We start from the raw sequence: 17,339 nt of genomic DNA, 5'->3' as shown, positions 1-17,339 counted from the left end.
TCTGACATCCTCAACTTTCATACGGCTTTAGGGGCATCGGAAGGAAACCACACGTGAGTGAAAAGCGTCGCAGCGGATTGGACAGTCAGCTCTGCCAAGACGGCTTTCAGGTGCCCATGTGACGGTTGCCGTGATCATTGTCGCCGCCGGGCGCGGGACACGCATGGGGTCCGAACGGCCCAAGCAATACCTGAGCCTTGGCACCAGCACGCCGATCCGCTTGTCCATCGACGCCTTTTTGCGAGTTCCGGCGGTTCATTGGGTCGTGCCCGTGATCCACCCCGGGGATGTCGCGCTATTCCACGAGGCTCTCGGGGATCTCTCCGATGATCGTCTGCGCCCCCCGGTTGACGGAGGTGCCACGCGCGCATTCTCGGTGCGCGAGGGTCTGGAGAGCCTTCAGGATGCCCAGCCTGACCAAGTGCTGATCCACGACGCCGCACGGCCCTTTATCTCTGAACAGATCATCAGCGAGGTAATCACTGCCCTGCACACGAGCGAAGGCGCCTGCGCTGCCCTGCCCGTGGTCGATGCGCTTTGGAGTTCCGACGGTCGTTTAGCGAAGGACCCGATCCCCCGCGAGGGCCTCTGGCGCGCTCAGACACCACAGGGTTTCCGGTATCACAGCATCTTGCAGGCCCACCGAACCCATGATGGCACCGGGGCAGATGACGTCGCCGTGGCCCGTCAGGCCGGGATGCAGGTCACGCTCGTGCCCGGGTCAGAGCAGAACTACAAGATCACGACCCAAGCCGATTACGAACGGGCAAAAAGGGACATTCAGACGCTGTCCGAGTAATAAATCCGGGCGCTCCCCTGAACACCTCATCGACCCTACCCCAACTCCGCCAGTCGCTTCTCCTGTCGCGCGATCAGGCGATCCACCTCGGCGCGGGCAAGGTCACTCAAGGCAGCACCGGGTTTGCGCAGCGCGTCATGCGCGATGATCCCCCGCTTGGCCAACGTATACTTGCGAATGGCCAAGCCCAGACCGGGTTGCTGCTCGAACCGGGCCAGCGGCAGATAGGCGTCGAAGATATCCTGCGCGCGATCTGCATCACCTTTGCTCATGTGCTCGACGACGCTCACCATCATCTCGGGATAGGCAAATCCGGTCATTGCCCCATCGGCACCACGGCCCATTTCCTCGGGAAGGTACAGCCCGCCATTGCCACACAGGATCGAGATACGTCGGTCGATCATGCCCGGCGCGCGCAACGCGGTGATTTTCTCAAGCCCCGGCCAGTCTTCGTGTTTCAGGCAAACACAAGTCGGCACGTCATTGAAAATACGCGTGATCACCTTCGGTGAAATCTGCACGCCTGTGGCCAGCGGAAAGTCCTGAAGCACGAAAGGCACATCGCCCAGAAGGTCGGCCACCTGCGTGTAATAGGTCACGATCTGATCGTCCGTCCGCAGGCTGCCCGGCGGCGCCACCATCACCCCCGCCGCGCCCAGGTCCATCACCATCCGGGTCAGAGCGTCGATCTGCGCAAACCCGGGCGCGGAGACCCCGACGACCACCGGCACCCGGCCCGCCACCCGCGTCAGGATGCGCGCCACCACGTCGCGCGATTCCTCCACCGTCAGCTTTGGGGCCTCGCCCATCATGCCAAGGACGGTCAGCCCCGTGGCCCCGGCCTCAAGGTAGAAATCCACCATGCGGTCGCAGCTCTCCATATCGATGCGCCCGTCGGGGTGAAACGGCGTGACGGCGATGACGTAAACGCCTGCGGCGTCGGTGGTGAGCTGTGTCATGGTGTGTCCTCTCCATGCGCAGGAACCACGGTGGTTCGAATGAGTAAAAGTTCACCCGCCCATGGCTTGGTATGCATCAGGAATCAATACTTCAAATCATCCCGGCAGAAGTGCAAGCGGAACAGCCGAAATATTCACTGGCTTGAACACGGCTGCCGAGCGGCTCCAGCCATATCGGCATGATGTGGTGTTAGCCGCGACCGAGTGAAATGGCTGTCATCGATCCGAGTGACGCCACCGCTGAGGCAACTTCAAACGCGTTTCGGAACCGTACCGCCGATTTGCAGGTTAAACCGGGAAAAGGAGACGTCGCATGACAACCTATCATCCCGACACGACCCAAACCTACATACCGCAAAACGATAGCTCCGGATCGACGGGGCTACTTCGCAAGGCACGAAATACTGCGAGAGACACGCAAGCGCGCGAGGTGGCCGACGAAGCGCACCGCCAAATCAACGACACCGCAACCCAGGCATCGCTGCGCGGCAAACGGTTCGTGCAGGAAAACCCGACACTCGCCATGCTCGGTGCCATCGGTTTCGGCATCTTTCTCGGAGTTGCGCTTCGCGCGCGTTAGGGCTCGGCGAACCAATGGCCTTTGGCGACCTCGGTTCGCCTTTGTGCATCAGGATATGAAACACAGTGGCAAAACAATGTCTTGGCTTCATTTCAACAGACACACATCGCTGAACACCATCTGCCGGTTGGTCGGGTTCGGTCTTCTGATCAGTCCAACCCTCGCACATGGCCAAACCGACGGGACCAACGGAAATGCGCGGCTCGAAAGCTTTGGTTATCTGCGGGCCGGTCTGGGAGTAGCATCGGATGGAGAGGATCAGGGCTGTTTTCAATTGCCCGGTGCCGGGGCCAAATATCGACTTGGGAATGAATGCGAGATCTATCTCGAACCCGGCTTCACCCTGAGCCTTGGCGACGAAAACACCGGCCCCCTCTTCACCTTCAACCTGCGGGCCAGTGCCGTCGGCACGCCGATAAACGACTTCGACGATTTTGATTTTTACGGGGAAGAGGCGTGGTTCGGGGCGCGGCGGGTCTTGGGCGGCGGCGCATTTGCCGATGCGCAAATCTGGTTCGGGCATCGATTCTACAAGCGATCCGATGTGCACATCAACGACTTCTATTACTGGGACGCCACCGGCACCGGTGTCGGGATCGAGGATGTCGAACTCGGGTTCGGCACGGGGGCACTTGCAGTATTCACCCATAGTGGCGGCAGCTTTGAAAGCGCATGGGACGACGGCGATGCCTATACCCGCGTGGACGCGCGGATCGAGGACATCACACTGTCAGACAGCACGACGCTCACCCTGGGCGCGGACTACCGTTTTCCCGATGACGACCTTGATGCCAGAAACGACGGCGGCGGGATGGTCACTGCCGAATTGAGCTACGAAGATCCGCGCGGCGGCGCTTGGACATTCGCGCTTCAAACCGGTTGGGGCGCGGGCCACTCTTTGTCCTTCGCCTCCGACGCGGATGCGCCCGATGACTGGCGGACAGTTCGTGGCGTCGGTCAATATCTCTGGAACGCGTCCGACGCGTTCTCGATTCAGGCGACTGCCGTGGCGGAAGTGCGATCCGATCTCGAAGACTGGTATTCCATCGGCGCGCGTCCGATCTGGCAGTTGAGAGATGAGACCTATCTCGCGGTCGAAGCCGGTATCGATCACGTGGTCCCCGAAAGCGGGCCATCACGCAGTTTGGGCAAGTTGACAGCCGCGATCGAATGGAAGCCGTCGGGGCCCGATTTTTTCGATCGCCCCGTGGTCCGGGTCTATGGCACGTACGCCGCATGGGACGAAGCGGCCGAAGACAGCGGGATCGCGTCCGGCTATGACGGTCGCGACGGCGTCAACTTCGGTATTCAGGTGGAACATTTCTGGTAAGCGGTCATCTGCCCGTATCGGGCCAAAGTTCAGGAACCTTCCAGCGGCGCTGGTCGTTGTCTGCCTGTAACACTGAAACACCGAAAGGGGGCACTCATGAATTGGGACCAAATCAAAGGCCAATGGACACAGATGCAGGGTGAAGCCAAGCGCCAATGGGGCAAGCTCACCGACGATGATCTGCAACAGGTCGAAGGTGATCGCGACAAGCTTGTCGGTGCCATCCAGGAAAAATACGGAAAATCGAAAGAAGAGGCAGAACGCGAAGTCGACGCTTGGTCGAATAACGCAGCCTGATTAGGCCATCTTCCTTTGGATACGAGAATCAGCCCGCGCCCGGACAATGGGTGCGGGCTTTTTGTATCAGCGCTTCGCAGAACAAGATGCTCTGGGCATCAACGGCCCAAAAGAAGGCTGTGGCGCAGAGCGCTCCGCCAACCCTCGACTGGCGCAAGGCAACTTTGGCGCTCAATTCGGCGTTAGGTAGTTGAAAAAGGAGGACATGATGGCATCACGCGCAGTCTGGAAAGGGCAGCTTCGGTTGTCGCTGGTGAGCATTCCGGTGGAAATCCATTCCGCCACCAAATCCGGCGCGCGAGTGAGCTTCCGGCAAATCCACGGCCCCTCCGGCAAGCGCGTGCGCTACGAAAAGACGGTGCCGGGCATCGGGCCTGTCAAGACAGAGGACATCCTCAAGGGCTACGAGTTGGGCGACGACGAATATCTGCTGCTCGAAAAAGACGAGGTGGACGCGATCAAGCTGGAGACGAAGAAAACCCTCGAACTGGTGCAATTCGTCGGCCTGTCCGAGATTCCGCCGCTTTACTACGACCGTCCCTACTACGTGATCCCCACCGACGATCTGGCCGAAGACGCCTACCGCGTGGTGCGCGATGCGCTGCGGCAGGCCGAAAAGGTGGGTCTTGGGCAATTGACCATGCGCGGCAAGGAATATCTGTGCGCCCTGCGTCCCTGTGGCGACGGCATCCTGCTCGAAACGCTGCATTACGCCGACGAGATCAAGGAGGCCGATCCGCTGTTCAACGAGATCGCGGACGAATCCGCGGACGAAGAGTTGCTTGAGGTCGCGACGCAGCTGATCGATCGCAAGACCGACAGCTTCGACGCTTCCGCCTTTACCGACCGCTATGACGAAGCCTTGCGCGACCTGATCGAGCGCAAGCGCAAGTCCAAGAAAACGCCCCGCGCCAAGGCCGGGGACGATGACGGCGCGTCGGGCGAAAACGTGGTGGACCTGATGGCGGCGTTGAAGGAAAGCCTCAAGAAAGACGGCGGCGGGACCAAGAAGAAATCCACGTCGCGGTCCGAGAAATCGGCCTGATGGGCAGCCTCGACCGCTATATCGAGATGCGGGATTTCGACCGCACGCCCGAGCCGTCCGAGGCCCACGCCGCGCGTCACCTCGCCCCGCGCTACAGCATTCAGAAACACGACGCCACGCGGCTGCATTTCGACCTGCGGCTGGAATGGGACGGAGTGCTATTGTCCTGGGCCGTCACCAAGGGGCCGTCCTTCGACACAAGCGATAAACGCCTTGCCGTGCGCACGGAAGATCATCCGCTCAGCTACCTGACCTTCGAGGGCACGATCCCGAAGGACAACTACGGCGCGGGCACCGTCATGCTGTGGGATATCGGCCATTGGGAACCGCTGATTCCCGTGGACAAGGGGCTGGCCAAGGGCCACCTTCATCTGCGCCTGCACGGCGCGCGTCTGGCGGGGGACTGGCATCTCATTCGCATGAAGACCAGGGAAAAGCGCGAAAACTGGCTGCTGACCAAGGCCGATGACGCCGCCGCCGGCGCGCGCGATCCGGTCACCCGCTACCGCCGCTCGGTCGCCACGCACCGGACCTTCCGCGAGATCACCGCGGAGAAGCAGTCCTTGGACACCCATCATGGCAAGCGCCCGCTCTTCGCCAAGCCGCAACTGGCGACGCTTTCGTCCGAGATGGTCGCGGGCGAAGGCTGGTGGCACGAGGTCAAGTTCGACGGCTACCGTGCGCTTCTGGCGCTGGGGAAAGACGGCCCGCGCGTCTTCACCCGCAACGGCAAGGACTGGACCGACCGGTTCGAAAGCCTGCTTCCCGCCTTTGAGGATATCGCCTGCGACGCCGCGCTGATCGACGGCGAGATCGTCGCGGGCGCCGGGTTGCAGGGGTTTTCCAACCTGCAAAAGGCGATCACCGCGGGCGGGCCGTTCCGTTTCTATGCCTTCGACCTGCTGTCGCGCGACGGGCAGGACATGACCGACCAGCCCCTGACCGACCGCCGCGCCGCGTTGGACAAGCTGTTCTCCCCCCTGCCCCCGCTCGGCCCTGCGCAACTGTCCCCGGTGATCCGCGAGAATGCTCAGGACGCCTTCACCACGATCTGCGGTGCGGGCGGCGAAGGGCTGATCGCCAAACGCATGGATGCGCCCTATCGCGGCACCCGGACCAAGGCGTGGTACAAGATCAAATGCGAACGGCGCGACGAGTTCGTCATCCTCGGCTGGCAGGAAAGCGACAAGCGCGGGCGGCCCTTCGCCTCGCTGGCCCTCGGCGCGGCGGACGGTGACGGCTGGGTCTATGTCGGCAAGGTCGGCACCGGGTTCGACGCCGACCAGATGGAGGCGCTGGCGAGCGCGATGAAACCACTGGCGCGCAAGACACCGCCCGCCGATCTGCCCGCAAGCGAGGCGCGCGGCGTGCAGTGGATCACCCCGCGACTGGTGGCCGAGATCGCCTATGCCGAACGCACCGATGACGGCCGCCTGCGCCACGCGGTCTTTCACGGCTTGCGCGAAGACAAACCCGCCCGCAGCGTGACACTCGACAACGATAGGGAGCCCGCCGTGTCCGACCGCATTCCCGTCGCCGGGATCGGCATTTCTTCGGCCGACCGACCGGTCTTTCCCGGCGCGAAGTTCACCAAGCTCGATGTCGCGCGCTATTACGAGGCGATGGCCGACCGCATCCTCGAGACTGCCGCCGACCGCCCGCTGTCGCTCTTGCGCCTGCCGGACGGGCTCAAGGGCCAGTCCTTCTTTCAGAAACACGCCGGAAAGGGCTTTCCCGAGGGTATCAAGACACTGGAGATCGAGGAAAGCGACGGCAACCGCGAACCCTACATGTATGTCACCGACGCACAGGGGCTTGTCGCCGCAGCACAGATGGGCACCATCGAGTTCCATATCTGGGGCAGCCGCCGCGACCGGCTGGAGCGGCCCGACCGTCTGGTCTTCGACCTCGACCCGGACGAGGGGCTGGGGTTCGGCGATGTGAAGGAGGCCGCCATTCAAATCCGCGACACGCTGACGGACCTCGACCTGCCAAGCTGGCCGCTGCTGTCGGGGGGCAAGGGAATCCACGTGGTCGTACCGCTGCGCCGGGTCGCGGGTTGGGACACGGTCAAACTTTATGCCCGCGTCTTTGCTGAACTGTTGGCCACGCGGCACCCCGACCGCTTTACCGCGCAGATGTCCAAGGCCAAGCGCAAGGGCCGCATTTTCATCGACTGGCTGCGCAACGAACGCGGATCGACCGCGATCGCGCCGTTTTCCCTGCGCGCGCGCCCCGGTGCGCCGGTGGCCGTGCCGGTGACGTGGGACGAATTGGCAAAGATCAAGAGCGCCGCGGCATTCGATCTGGAAACGGCGCAGGATCGCGACGATCCGAATATCATGACTGACGCGGTCGGTTTGAGTAAGTCCAGGATCGCAAAGCTGGAGGCAGCGCTCAAGTCCTGACCCAGCGGTCTCGCCTCAGCGAAAGGGCTGATGGAACAAAACGCCAGCCCCGCGAATTAATCGCTCAACAGCCATGGCGCCGGACCTGTCGGCTTTGATTTCAAACCCTCGGTCCCTCAGCCGGTTTTCCATGACATAAGGAGTGCGCAACTTGACCCGGACATTCGACACGATCGTCATCGGTGGAGGCTCGGGCGGAGTGGCGTTCGCGACAACGGCAGCACAGCTTGGAGCATCCGTCTGCCTGATCGAAAAGGATGCCATCGGAGGCACTTGTGTCAATCGTGGGTGCGTGCCGAAGAAGCTCATGTGGGAGGCCACTTGGACGCATGAGCGTCTGCGTGCCGCCTGTGAACAAGGTCTGGCCCCCGCGCCTCCGCGCCCGGATTTCCCTATATTGCAAGAACGGATCACCGAGAAGCAGGAGATCATCCGTCAAAGCTATTCCGACAGTCTTCGGCAGGCCGGTGTGACAACGCTGTTCGGCACAGCGATTGTGACCGATGCACGAACGGTGACAGTCGGCGATGACACCTATTCGGCAAACGCTCTTGTTCTCGCGACCGGAGCGACGCCAAAAATTCCCGATTTCAAGGGCGTGGAGTTGGCACAAACCAGCGATGACGTCTTCGGTTGGACGACCCTGCCCCGCTCACTGGCGTTATTGGGTGCCGGATATATCGGAAGCGAGTTCGCGTCGATTTTCACTGGCCTCGGGGTAGAGGTGCATCTTGTCGATCCCAATGAGCGGGTTCTTTCCGGATTTGACAGTGATATCGCACATCTGACCGCAGAGGTGATGCGCGCCCGTGGTATAACTCTGCATTTGGGGAAAACGCCATCCGCGCTCGAAAAAGCGGCAGACGGCATGTGCGTCTCGTTGGATGACGGCACGACCATCACGGTGGACCAGGTCGTCGTCGCGACGGGACGCGAGCCGCGCACCGACCTTCCCGGCGGGTTCACCGAAACGCTGAAAACCGCCGAGTCCGGGGCCTTCGCCGTCGATGACGGTTTGCAGACCTCGCATCCGGGCGTGTTCGCCGTCGGCGATTGCGCCGACCGGCTGCCCCTGACACCCGTGGCCACGCGCGATGGCGAAACTCTGGCTCACCGTCTTTACGGACCGGAATGCCCGCCCCTGATCGACCTTTCCTTCGTCGCGCGTGCCGCGTTCACCATGCCGCCCATCGCGCAGATCGGACAGTTCGACAACGTCGAGATGGAAGTCGATTTCGATCTGATCGAGGCGGCATTGACACCGCCGGAGCACTGGACCGCACGCACCGGGCGGAAAGTGAAGGAAGGGTCCGAAGGGCTCTTGGGTGTCGCGGCCCTCGGCACGAGCGCGCCGGATATCGTCACCGCTCTGGGCGCCGCCTTGGTCGGTTCCAATACGCGTGCCGTCACTGGCATTCATCCCGGCGCGGCAGAAGAATTCGTCGGACGCGATTGACGCCGACAGTCTATCCTCTCTGGGCCCCAAATGCGGGCTGACAGGGAACCAAGCGCCACAGCCTGCCGTTGTCACATCATTACAAGGCGCGCTGATGCGCATTTGCAGACGAGGAGACAGACAATGGCCAGCAGCGATACCAGTTCGAGCAACAAGACTTTCCTGTTGGGCCTGGCGGCGTTCATCGGGTGGGTTCTCGCGATTTATTTCGGTGTCACCGGTGCGCAGGAGCGCGAAGGCTTGACCCAAGAGGTCGCGACCCTGGAATTGCAGATGCAGGAACAGCAGGATGCCGCCGGAACGGTCGATGAATTGCGCACCGAAATCGACACGCTTCGACCCGAACTTGAACAACTGACAAGCCAGACAACCACGGCGCAGTCCGATCTCGACACCACCCGCGCCGCATTGGACGAAGCGACCGCACGCCGGGACGCTCTTAATGAAGAGGTCGCCCGGCAAGAAGAGACTCTGTCGTCCCTCGAAGATCGCGTGGCGCCCATGCGCGAGGAAATCGCGTCGTTCGACACCCGTCGCGCAGCCATCGAAGAAGAGATCGCCGCGCAGGAAACAGAACTCGAAGACATAAACACGCGGCTGGAAGAGGCCCGCGTGGCCGAGGCCGACTTGCGGGACACTATGGCCACCCTCACCGAGGACACGGCACGCCTGTCGGAAGAGGCCGCCACTTTGGAGACCGAAGTTCAAGAACAAACCGCTGCCCGCGATGCACTCCAGTCCGAGCGAGACGCCATCGAAACCGAGCTTGCCGAGATGACCGAGCGTCAGAAAACGCTTGAACAAAGCGTCGCACAATTGACCGAGACGCGGACGGGCCTGAATGAAGATATTCAGGCGTTGCAGGAGCAACGCTCCGAATTGCAGACCTTCGTCACACAGCTCACCACGAATGTGGATCAACGCGCAAGCCGTCTGGCCGAGATCGAACAGCGTATGACCGATGCGATCAACGCAGAACAATCCGCGACCACGACCGAAACCGGTGACGACATACCTGCGGCAAGTGACGAAAACGGCAGCGATACATCTGCGGCGAACGAGGAAGCGGACTCCGCGGCTAACGATCAAGCGGACTCGAGTTCAGCCAATGAAGACGACACCGCAACCGCCGAAGGCAGCAGCGAAAACGCTTCCTCGGATGCCAGCACGAACCAGAACGGCAATTCCGAAAATTCGGATGCTACTGCGCAAGGCGAGCAGAACTCGGGCGAAACAACTGAACCGGCTGAAGACGAGACACAATCGGAAGACGGGTCCGATGCGGAAAACACCGCGAACGGGACTTCTGACAACAGTGGTGAAGCGTCCGAAGAAGATGAGACATCGCAAAGCAATTGATCCAATCATCATGCCGGCGGACATGGCGTGTGGCCTTCCTGCCTGCCCGGCATGATGGCGGACAGTGCATACACGACGCGTGGACCCCTTCAGAAACGGCATCACACGACATGCAACCTTGTGTTCTGCTCAACGATCATTCCGGCAAGAAACACGCCGGACCAAGCGCTTCGGACATTCAGGCCGCGTTCGACCGGGTGGGTCTATCGCCGCAGATCGTCCATCTCGATCCCGCAAAATCGCTGCATGACACGGTCTCACGTGTCATCGAGGGCGGAACGACGACGGTGATTGCCGCCGGAGGCGACGGCACCATCAGTGGCGTGGCGCAAGCCCTTTTGGGGAAAGAGTGTCGCTTTGGCATCCTGCCCCGCGGGACATTCAATTATTTCGCGCGATCCCTGGATATCCCGCAAAACCTGCACGACGCGGTTGCGGTCATTGCGCGTGGGAACAGTCGGCCGCTGCGGGTAGCCCTCTTGAACGACACCGTGTTTCTGAACAACGCGAATTTCGGTCTCTACCCGCAGATCCTCCGATCCCGCGAGGATATCTACAATTTCTGGGGCCGCAGCCGCGGCGCGGCCTATTGGTCGGCTCTCAAGGTGTTGTTTCAATGGCCGAAACCCCTGACGGTAACGATCAGGAATAACGACACGAACGAGACGGTCAGAACGCCGATGATTTTTGTCCTCAACAATGCGTTCCAACTGCGTCATATGGGCATGGAGGGCGCGGACTGCATCGAAAACGGCGAGCTGGCGATGCTGGTCGCGCCAGACCAAGGACGCCTTGGCATGTTGCGCAGTGCAGCGGCCATGTTGCTTGGCAAAGCCGCACGGCATCGCGATTTCCACCTGTATTGCTGTGATCGCTTCGAACTGACCACCGAGCGGTCGAAGCTTCTTGTTGCGTGCGATGGGGAACGCCGTCGCATGACCGGACCCTTCCGCATTGGCCTCAGCGACGACACGCTCAATATGATCGTGCCTCCGGGCTCAGACGAAGGCACACGATGAAACGGCTACTGCATGTCTCAGATCTGCATTTCGGGCGCGACCGACCCGAGCTTTTACCCCCGCTGATCGACACGATCAACGCGCTTGCACCCGATATCGTCGCGATTTCCGGCGATTTGACGCAGCGCGCGCGCGCCTCGCAGTTCAAGCAGGCCCGTGATCTTATCGACAGCCTGCAAAGCCCTGTGCTCGTGGTGCCCGGGAACCATGACACCCCGCTTGATAATCTGCCTGAGCGGATTTTCATGCCCTGGCGGCGCTATCGAAAGTGGATTTCCACCGATCTTGAACCGCAGGTGCACGATCCCGAGTGGTCGATTATCGGTATCAATTCGGTCAATCCGCTGGGCTGGCAGCGAGGCTGGTTCGACGCGAAGGACATCAGGACCGTAGAGCAAGGCTTTGCCGACACACCGGACAGTGCTTTTCGGATCGTGGTCGTCCATCACCCGTTGGAACACCTTCCCGGCGAACGCAAAAAGCTGATGCGCGGCGCGGATGCCGCGATATCGGCATTGGCTCGGCTGGGGACGGATATCGTTCTGTCCGGCCATCTTCACAGTTGGCGGGCGGATGTATTTGCCTCGGCGCCCACTGAGCCTGCGGTTCTGCAAGTGCATGCGGGAACTGGCCTCTCGAACCGGTTGCGGGGTCAGGAAAACGATTTCAACCTGCTGACGCTGGACGGTGCGATGGCCCGAATTGACCGCTATGTCGGCCGGGACGTGGCTCATTTCCACAAGGAACAAAGCGTTGTATTTGAACGCGGCGAGACCGGCTGGCGCGCGATAGAGGCAGACAATCGCCCCTGATGCGCCCCTTATCCACCACAACAAGAGCGTAAAAAAAGGGGACCGACGTTCGCCGGTCCCCTTCGTGGTCAAGAAATTTCGGAAGTGCCGTTACTGAGTCCAGCGCTCCATACTTTCCAGTTCGTCACGGGAATGATTTACGCTGACGCGCACATCTCCAAATGCCGTATCGACGGATTTGTCGATCATCAGGTCCGTGTAGGAAATGGCAACGGGCTTTTCGCCAAGCCCCAGAAAACCACCCACATCGATCACGACTTCCGAGATCTCACCGGAATCGTTGACGACAAGTTCGGAAATATTACCGATCTCTTCGCCGGTGGAGTCGTACACGGGGGCACCGTCAAGTTCCTCGGCTGCGAGGATTTCGGTTTCTGCTTCGCCACCGCTGTCGCTGCCCGAGGCGACCGTCTCACCGGTTTCCTGCGCATTCGCCCGCGTGCTCCGAGCGATATCCTCGTTGGTCAGACGCTGTTCGCCCTGTTCGCGTGACGTTGCTTCGTCGTACTCTTCGCGCTCTTCAAGTGCGCTGCGGTCACCGGTGAATACGATGAAGTATTCGCCGTCATCGTCGCTGTCACGAACGAAGCGCAGTTCTTCCATCGTGGTTTCGACTTCCTTTTCCCCCATGCCGAGGAAACCGCCGGCATCCAGCGTGACCGATTTGATCTCGCCGTCGCGCGACAGAACCACGCTACCGATTTCGCCAACACGCTCCCACGCATCGTCGACACCGGTCACTTCCATGGGAATTTCGTCACCGGTTGATCCTTCGCCCGGCACATAAACCGGATATCCGTTCAATTCCGCGGCACGAATGGTCAGACCGTTGCTTTCCATCTCAGCGTTCTGCGCATCTGCCATCTGGCTGCTGTCGGCATTTGCGTCATTCTGCATGGTGCCAGACTCGGATGCCGCCATTTGTCCATCCTGCCGATCGTTCGCCGACATCATGCCATCTTCTTCGGCCTGAGCCTGATCGAACTCTTCACCTTGTTCGAGGCTGACCTTGTCGCCGGTGTAGACGACGAAAATCTGATCCCCATTCTCGCTGGTCTTGACGGTCACGCTGTCCATCATGAGGCCAAGCGCATTTGCATCGGTACCGGCGCTGTCATTCGGTGACAGAACCACTGTCGAGACCTGACCCGACTGGTCGACGAAAACGTCGCTGATGGACCCGATCTCGGTCCAGTCTTCGGGTGCGCCATCGGTGATCTGCACGTCGGCCACATCAGAGCTTACGTCCTGTGGCATATAAACTGTTGCGTCCATCAGATTGGAGACGCGAACCTCTTGTTCGCCAACCTGAACGGAGGAGTTCCCACTTGTTGCAGAGGTGCTGTGCTGTTCCGCAGCAAGAGGCATTGACGTCATGGCAACAAGGGCTGTGGTAGTAAGAAGCCGTTTCATTACGCAATCCTTTCTTTCTTTCATCACGTGGGATCGCCGCTTTCATCACGACGATTGTTTTACCAACCATCGTGCAGCAGCGACTGTTCCAAGATCCGGGAAAAACCGCGAAAATCGGAGCATCGAAACGCCTTTTCTTGTCCTCGCGCGTGCGGCGGCCGTCTCTTGGCCACCACGCTTTATCGACTTTGGGTTTGCAGGCGTCTGCTTCGCTCATCGGACAACGACGCCCGGTTACCGGCGCTGCAAGGTTCGTCGTCCCGCCCATCTCGGCATCTTTCCAGCAGCGCATGGAACCCGAAATCTCGGTGACGGTTGAGACACAAAGGCTCAGCGACAAGGAGATCGTCATGACCGAAACCAAGAAAATTCCACCGCAAGAACAGGACAGCATGCCCGCGGACGAGCACAAGATGGATCCGGCGCCCGATTGGCAGCCGCGCCATCCTGGGACGGGCAAATTGAAGGACAAATGCGCTATCATTACCGGCGGCGACAGCGGCATCGGTCGCGCAGTCGCGGTGCTCTTCGCACGCGAGGGGGCGAAGGTCGGACTCATTTATCTTGAAGAAGACAAAGATGCCCAAGACACCTGTGCCGCCATCGAGAACGAGGGCGGCATCGCTTTTGCCAGGAAAGCCGATATCGGCAAGCGGGACGAAGCGTTTGCAGCCGTCGAGGCCCTGGTCGACAAGCTGGGTGGTCTGGACATTCTGGTGAACAACGCGGCCCAGCAATACATGGAAACAGACCTGCGCGATATCACCGAAGACCATTTGCGCCGTACATTCGACAGCAATGTCATGGGCTATTTCTTTTGCACGCAGGCCGCGCTCGACCACATCCCCAAGGGCGGCGCGATCGTCAACACTGCCAGCGTCAACGCGTTCAAGGGCAATGCAGCGTTGGTGGACTACTCCGCCACACGCGGAGCAATCACCGCGTTTTCGCGCTCTGTCGCCGCGCAGCTCGTCGAAGCCGGCATCCGCGTGAATTGTGTGGCACCCGGCCCGATCTGGACGCCGTTCATTCCCGGTACGATGCCTGCGGACATGGTCGAGGATTTCGGCACGCAGGTCCCGATGGGGCGCGCCGGTCAGCCTTGGGAGGTGGCGACATCCTATCTTTTCCTGGCAAGCGACGACGGCAATTATTTCACCGGACAGACCCTGCATCCGAACGGTGGGATGATCGTTGGAAGCTGAACCCCGACCGAAACGCGGTCTTTGGCCGGCAAACCCGGTGATCTATCAGGTCTACCCCCGCTCGTTTCAGGACAGCACCGGAACGGGCGAGGGTGATTTGCGCGGCGTCATCGCTCGCCTGGATCACATCGCGTGCCTGGGCGTGGACGGCCTCTGGCTATCGCCTTTCTTCGTCTCACCGATGTGCGACGGCGGCTATGATGTGGCAGATCAAAGCCGGGTCGATCCGCGTTTCGGCACTTTGGATGATTTCGACGCGCTCGTGGAGCGCGCTCATGCCTTGAACCTGCGGGTGATGATCGACCAGGTGTTCAATCACACCTCTGATCGCCACCCCTGGTTCCTCAAGTCGCGCGCACGAGAGCCGGGGTACGAAGATATGTACGTCTGGGCCGACCCCCGGCCCGACGGCAGCGCGCCGTCCAACTGGATCGCGTTTTTCGGACAGGCGGCGTGGAAATGGCATCCGCAGCGGCGCCAGTATTGCCTGCACCAGTTTCTGCCTTGTCAGCCTTGCCTGAACCATCGCAATCCGCAGGTTCATGCCGCATTGCGCAAAGTCACCGAGTTCTGGCGTGCGCGCGGCGTCGACGGTTTTCGTTACGATGCCGTGACCAGTTTCTATTTCGACCCGGAATTTCGTGACAATCCCCCCGCTGACACGGCACAGGCCCGCATCCCCGGACCGGCAAGCAATCCCTATACCATGCAGCGCCACGACTACGACATGCTGCCGGACAATTGCGCTGCGTTCAGCCGCGACATTCGCGACTGGGCGGGGCCTGACACGTACCTCATCGGCGAGGTCAACGAGGGGCCGCGTTCGGTCGAGATTCTGCGGCGCTTCACTGGCGCGAACCGCCTCGATGCGGGCTACGTGATCGACTTTCAGGAACGCGGTATGACCGGGACAGTGCTGGCGGACGTTCTGGAGCGGCTGGGGACGCCTTGTGAGTTGGCGTGGTGGCTGTCCTCGCATGACCAACCGCGTCACGTCAGCCGCTTCGGCGATGGCAGCGCGCGGGACGCCCGGCTCTTCGCCGCGATAATCTTGGCATTGCCCGGTCCGGTGCTTCTCTATCAGGGCGAGGAACTGGGGATGGTGCAGCCGGACCTCCCGTTTGAGGCGTTGCACGATCCATTCGACAAAAGCTACTGGCCCGATCCACCCGGCCGCGATGGGGCACGAACCCCGATGGCGTGGGATAGCGCAAAACCGAATTTCGGGTTTTCCAAAAGCACACCGTGGTTGCCGATCACGTGTCCACCGAATGGTGCGGCCGCTCAGCAATGGGCAGACGACGGCTCGGTCCTGCGGTTCTACCAAACGGCCCTGTCGCTGCGACGCAGGCTTGGGTTGGCGGATGGCACTATAGAAACCCACATCTCGCGGGACGATCACTTTGATGCGCAGATTATCGGCGCGTCGGAGGCCATCAGTCTTGTTGTAAACCTGTCCGATACACCGCAGGATGTGCCTGCCTTTTCGCCAATCTTAAGCAGCGCGGAACAAACCGCGTCCGACCAAATCGCACCGCGCAGCGCGGTCTGGTCAAAGTGCACCTAGCCGATCAGCAGACCGATCAAGAGCGCCGCCAGAGGTGGTATAGCAAAGGCAGCAACGCGCGCGCGGTCGGCGTTCACGATCAGCGCGCTCTCCTTGGCGTCCTTGCCGAAGCGGCCGTGCGCCGTCGCGCTGATATGGCTCACCGGAGAGGACAGATTGTTGGGGCGGCCACCCGGGTCATCATCGTCCGATTTCTGCATCTCCGCTCCGCTGTCGGCCAATTTGCGATCAAGCCAAGACGGCAACACCATGTTGCCAAAAACGAGTTCGAGAACCGATTTGCCGACGAAATATTCGCGCGCGCCTTCCGAAACGGCCCGCATGATCGCTTGCGCGGCCACATCCGGCTGAAAGATCGGCGGCGCGGGTTGCGGTTTTTTCGACAGCCTGTTGAGCGCCCAATCGAATTGAGGCGTGTTTATCGCCGGCAATTGGACAACGCTGATGGTGATCGCTGTTCCCTCGCGGATCAACTCAGAGCGGATCGAGGCCGTGAAACCGTTGATTCCGTGTTTCGAGGCGCAATATGCCGACTGATAGGGCACCGACCGGTATCCGAGGCCTGAGCCCACGTTCACGATCCGCCCCCGATTGCGCTTTTCCATCAGGGCGAGTGCCGTTCGGGTGCCATTGACGACGCCTATGAGCGTCGTGTTGACGATCCGCTGGAATTCGTCAGCTTGCATCTTCGGAAACGGCGAAAAGCTCGTCATCATGGCGGCATTGACCCAGACGGAGACGGGCCCGAGCGTGTCTTCTATGGTGGCCCCGGCACGGGCCACTGCTTCGGCGTCGGCGACATCGCAGGTGAGCGCGAGCACCTTCTCGCCATAGATCTTTTCCAACTCGGAAAGCCGCTCCTGACCACGCGCCAGAACGCCGACACTGTATCCATCGTCGATCAGACACGAGACGACGGCCCGACCGACACCGGCGGATCCCCCGGCAACCACGGCAACACGTTCCGTCACGGCTCTCACTCCTTTAGGTCATGCAAGTTTCGCTTCTCAACGCAAGAAGGCTTGCCAGTGTTCCTTGAGACAGTGACCGGAACCGTGGCCATCGCACGGGGTTAATCGTCAAAAGCCTG

At 60.9% G+C, this 17,339-nt stretch carries 16 protein-coding genes; 12 read left to right on the top strand and 4 right to left on the bottom strand.

Translation table 11 applies throughout. The annotated features are described in order from the left end of the window. Positions 1-118: 118 nt before the first annotated feature. Complete coding sequence (gene ispD / locus Q1B16_RS05835) at positions 119-799, top strand: 2-C-methyl-D-erythritol 4-phosphate cytidylyltransferase (protein ID WP_299785430.1); 681 nt, start codon at positions 119-121, stop codon at positions 797-799. A gap of 35 nt (positions 800-834) precedes the next feature. On the opposite strand, the gene Q1B16_RS05830 is transcribed toward ispD, so the two are convergent. Beyond that, positions 835-1,758, bottom strand: coding sequence for a dihydrodipicolinate synthase family protein (locus tag Q1B16_RS05830; protein ID WP_299785428.1), 924 nt, complete (start codon positions 1,756-1,758; stop codon positions 835-837). 313 nt (positions 1,759-2,071) lie between these two features. Between Q1B16_RS05830 and Q1B16_RS05825 the strand changes: the two genes are divergently transcribed. From Q1B16_RS05825 to Q1B16_RS05785, 9 genes are all read left to right on the top strand, one after another. Next, positions 2,072-2,338 (top strand): hypothetical protein, encoded by a 267-nt coding sequence (locus Q1B16_RS05825; RefSeq protein WP_299785427.1) that lies wholly within the window; start codon positions 2,072-2,074, stop codon positions 2,336-2,338. Between the two features lie 76 nt (positions 2,339-2,414). After that, positions 2,415-3,668 (top strand): carbohydrate porin, encoded by a 1,254-nt coding sequence (locus tag Q1B16_RS05820; protein ID WP_299785425.1) that lies wholly within the window; start codon positions 2,415-2,417, stop codon positions 3,666-3,668. A gap of 96 nt (positions 3,669-3,764) precedes the next feature. After that, on the top strand, positions 3,765-3,965 hold the full coding sequence (locus Q1B16_RS05815; RefSeq protein ID WP_299785423.1) for a CsbD family protein: 201 nt from the start codon (positions 3,765-3,767) through the stop codon (positions 3,963-3,965). 208 nt (positions 3,966-4,173) lie between these two features. Then, the gene (locus Q1B16_RS05810; RefSeq protein WP_299785421.1) at positions 4,174-5,010 is read left to right on the top strand and encodes a Ku protein; all 837 of its coding nucleotides are present in this window, start codon (positions 4,174-4,176) and stop codon (positions 5,008-5,010) included. After that, positions 5,010-7,418 carry a DNA ligase D gene (gene ligD / locus Q1B16_RS05805; protein WP_299785419.1) on the top strand — a complete coding sequence of 803 codons (2,409 nt, stop codon included), beginning with the start codon at positions 5,010-5,012 and terminating at the stop codon, positions 7,416-7,418. The genes Q1B16_RS05810 and ligD overlap by 1 nt, the downstream gene beginning before the upstream one ends. A 151-nt stretch (positions 7,419-7,569) precedes the next feature. Further along, positions 7,570-8,874 (top strand): FAD-dependent oxidoreductase, encoded by a 1,305-nt coding sequence (locus Q1B16_RS05800; RefSeq protein WP_299785417.1) that lies wholly within the window; start codon positions 7,570-7,572, stop codon positions 8,872-8,874. A 123-nt stretch (positions 8,875-8,997) separates the two neighbouring features. After that, positions 8,998-10,233, top strand: coding sequence for a hypothetical protein (locus tag Q1B16_RS05795; protein WP_299785415.1), 1,236 nt, complete (start codon positions 8,998-9,000; stop codon positions 10,231-10,233). A 110-nt stretch (positions 10,234-10,343) separates the two neighbouring features. Further along, on the top strand, positions 10,344-11,252 hold the full coding sequence (locus Q1B16_RS05790) for a diacylglycerol kinase family protein (RefSeq protein ID WP_299785413.1): 909 nt from the start codon (positions 10,344-10,346) through the stop codon (positions 11,250-11,252). Further along, on the top strand, positions 11,249-12,064 hold the full coding sequence (locus tag Q1B16_RS05785; RefSeq protein WP_299785411.1) for a metallophosphoesterase: 816 nt from the start codon (positions 11,249-11,251) through the stop codon (positions 12,062-12,064). The genes Q1B16_RS05790 and Q1B16_RS05785 overlap by 4 nt, the downstream gene beginning before the upstream one ends. Positions 12,065-12,154: 90 nt before the next feature. Here the strand turns inward: Q1B16_RS05785 and Q1B16_RS05780 are convergent, their stop codons facing one another. Next, positions 12,155-13,339 carry a PRC-barrel domain-containing protein gene (locus Q1B16_RS05780; protein WP_299785409.1) on the bottom strand — a complete coding sequence of 395 codons (1,185 nt, stop codon included), beginning with the start codon at positions 13,337-13,339 and terminating at the stop codon, positions 12,155-12,157. After that, positions 13,299-13,829, bottom strand: coding sequence for a hypothetical protein (locus tag Q1B16_RS05775; protein WP_299785407.1), 531 nt, complete (start codon positions 13,827-13,829; stop codon positions 13,299-13,301). Before Q1B16_RS05775 ends, Q1B16_RS05780 begins: the two co-directional genes overlap by 41 nt. On the opposite strand from Q1B16_RS05775, the gene Q1B16_RS05770 reads away from it, so the two are divergent. Together Q1B16_RS05770 and Q1B16_RS05765 are read left to right on the top strand one after the other, a co-directional pair. Beyond that, complete coding sequence (locus Q1B16_RS05770; RefSeq protein WP_299785405.1) at positions 13,828-14,682, top strand: SDR family oxidoreductase; 855 nt, start codon at positions 13,828-13,830, stop codon at positions 14,680-14,682. The two genes, Q1B16_RS05775 and Q1B16_RS05770, sit on opposite strands and share 2 nt — an antisense overlap. Next, positions 14,672-16,249, top strand: coding sequence for an alpha-amylase family glycosyl hydrolase (locus Q1B16_RS05765; RefSeq protein ID WP_299785403.1), 1,578 nt, complete (start codon positions 14,672-14,674; stop codon positions 16,247-16,249). The genes Q1B16_RS05770 and Q1B16_RS05765 overlap by 11 nt, the downstream gene beginning before the upstream one ends. Here Q1B16_RS05765 and Q1B16_RS05760 read toward each other — a convergent pair. Next, the gene (locus Q1B16_RS05760; RefSeq protein ID WP_299785401.1) at positions 16,246-17,220 is read right to left on the bottom strand and encodes an SDR family oxidoreductase; all 975 of its coding nucleotides are present in this window, start codon (positions 17,218-17,220) and stop codon (positions 16,246-16,248) included. The two genes, Q1B16_RS05765 and Q1B16_RS05760, sit on opposite strands and share 4 nt — an antisense overlap. Between the last annotated feature and the right edge of the window lie 119 nt (positions 17,221-17,339).

This window comes from uncultured Marivita sp., from assembly GCF_947488135.1.
GTDB lineage: Bacteria > Pseudomonadota > Alphaproteobacteria > Rhodobacterales > Rhodobacteraceae > Marivita.
Note: the sequence above shows the minus strand (reverse complement) of the source record. Positions and strands in the feature narration are given on the sequence as shown.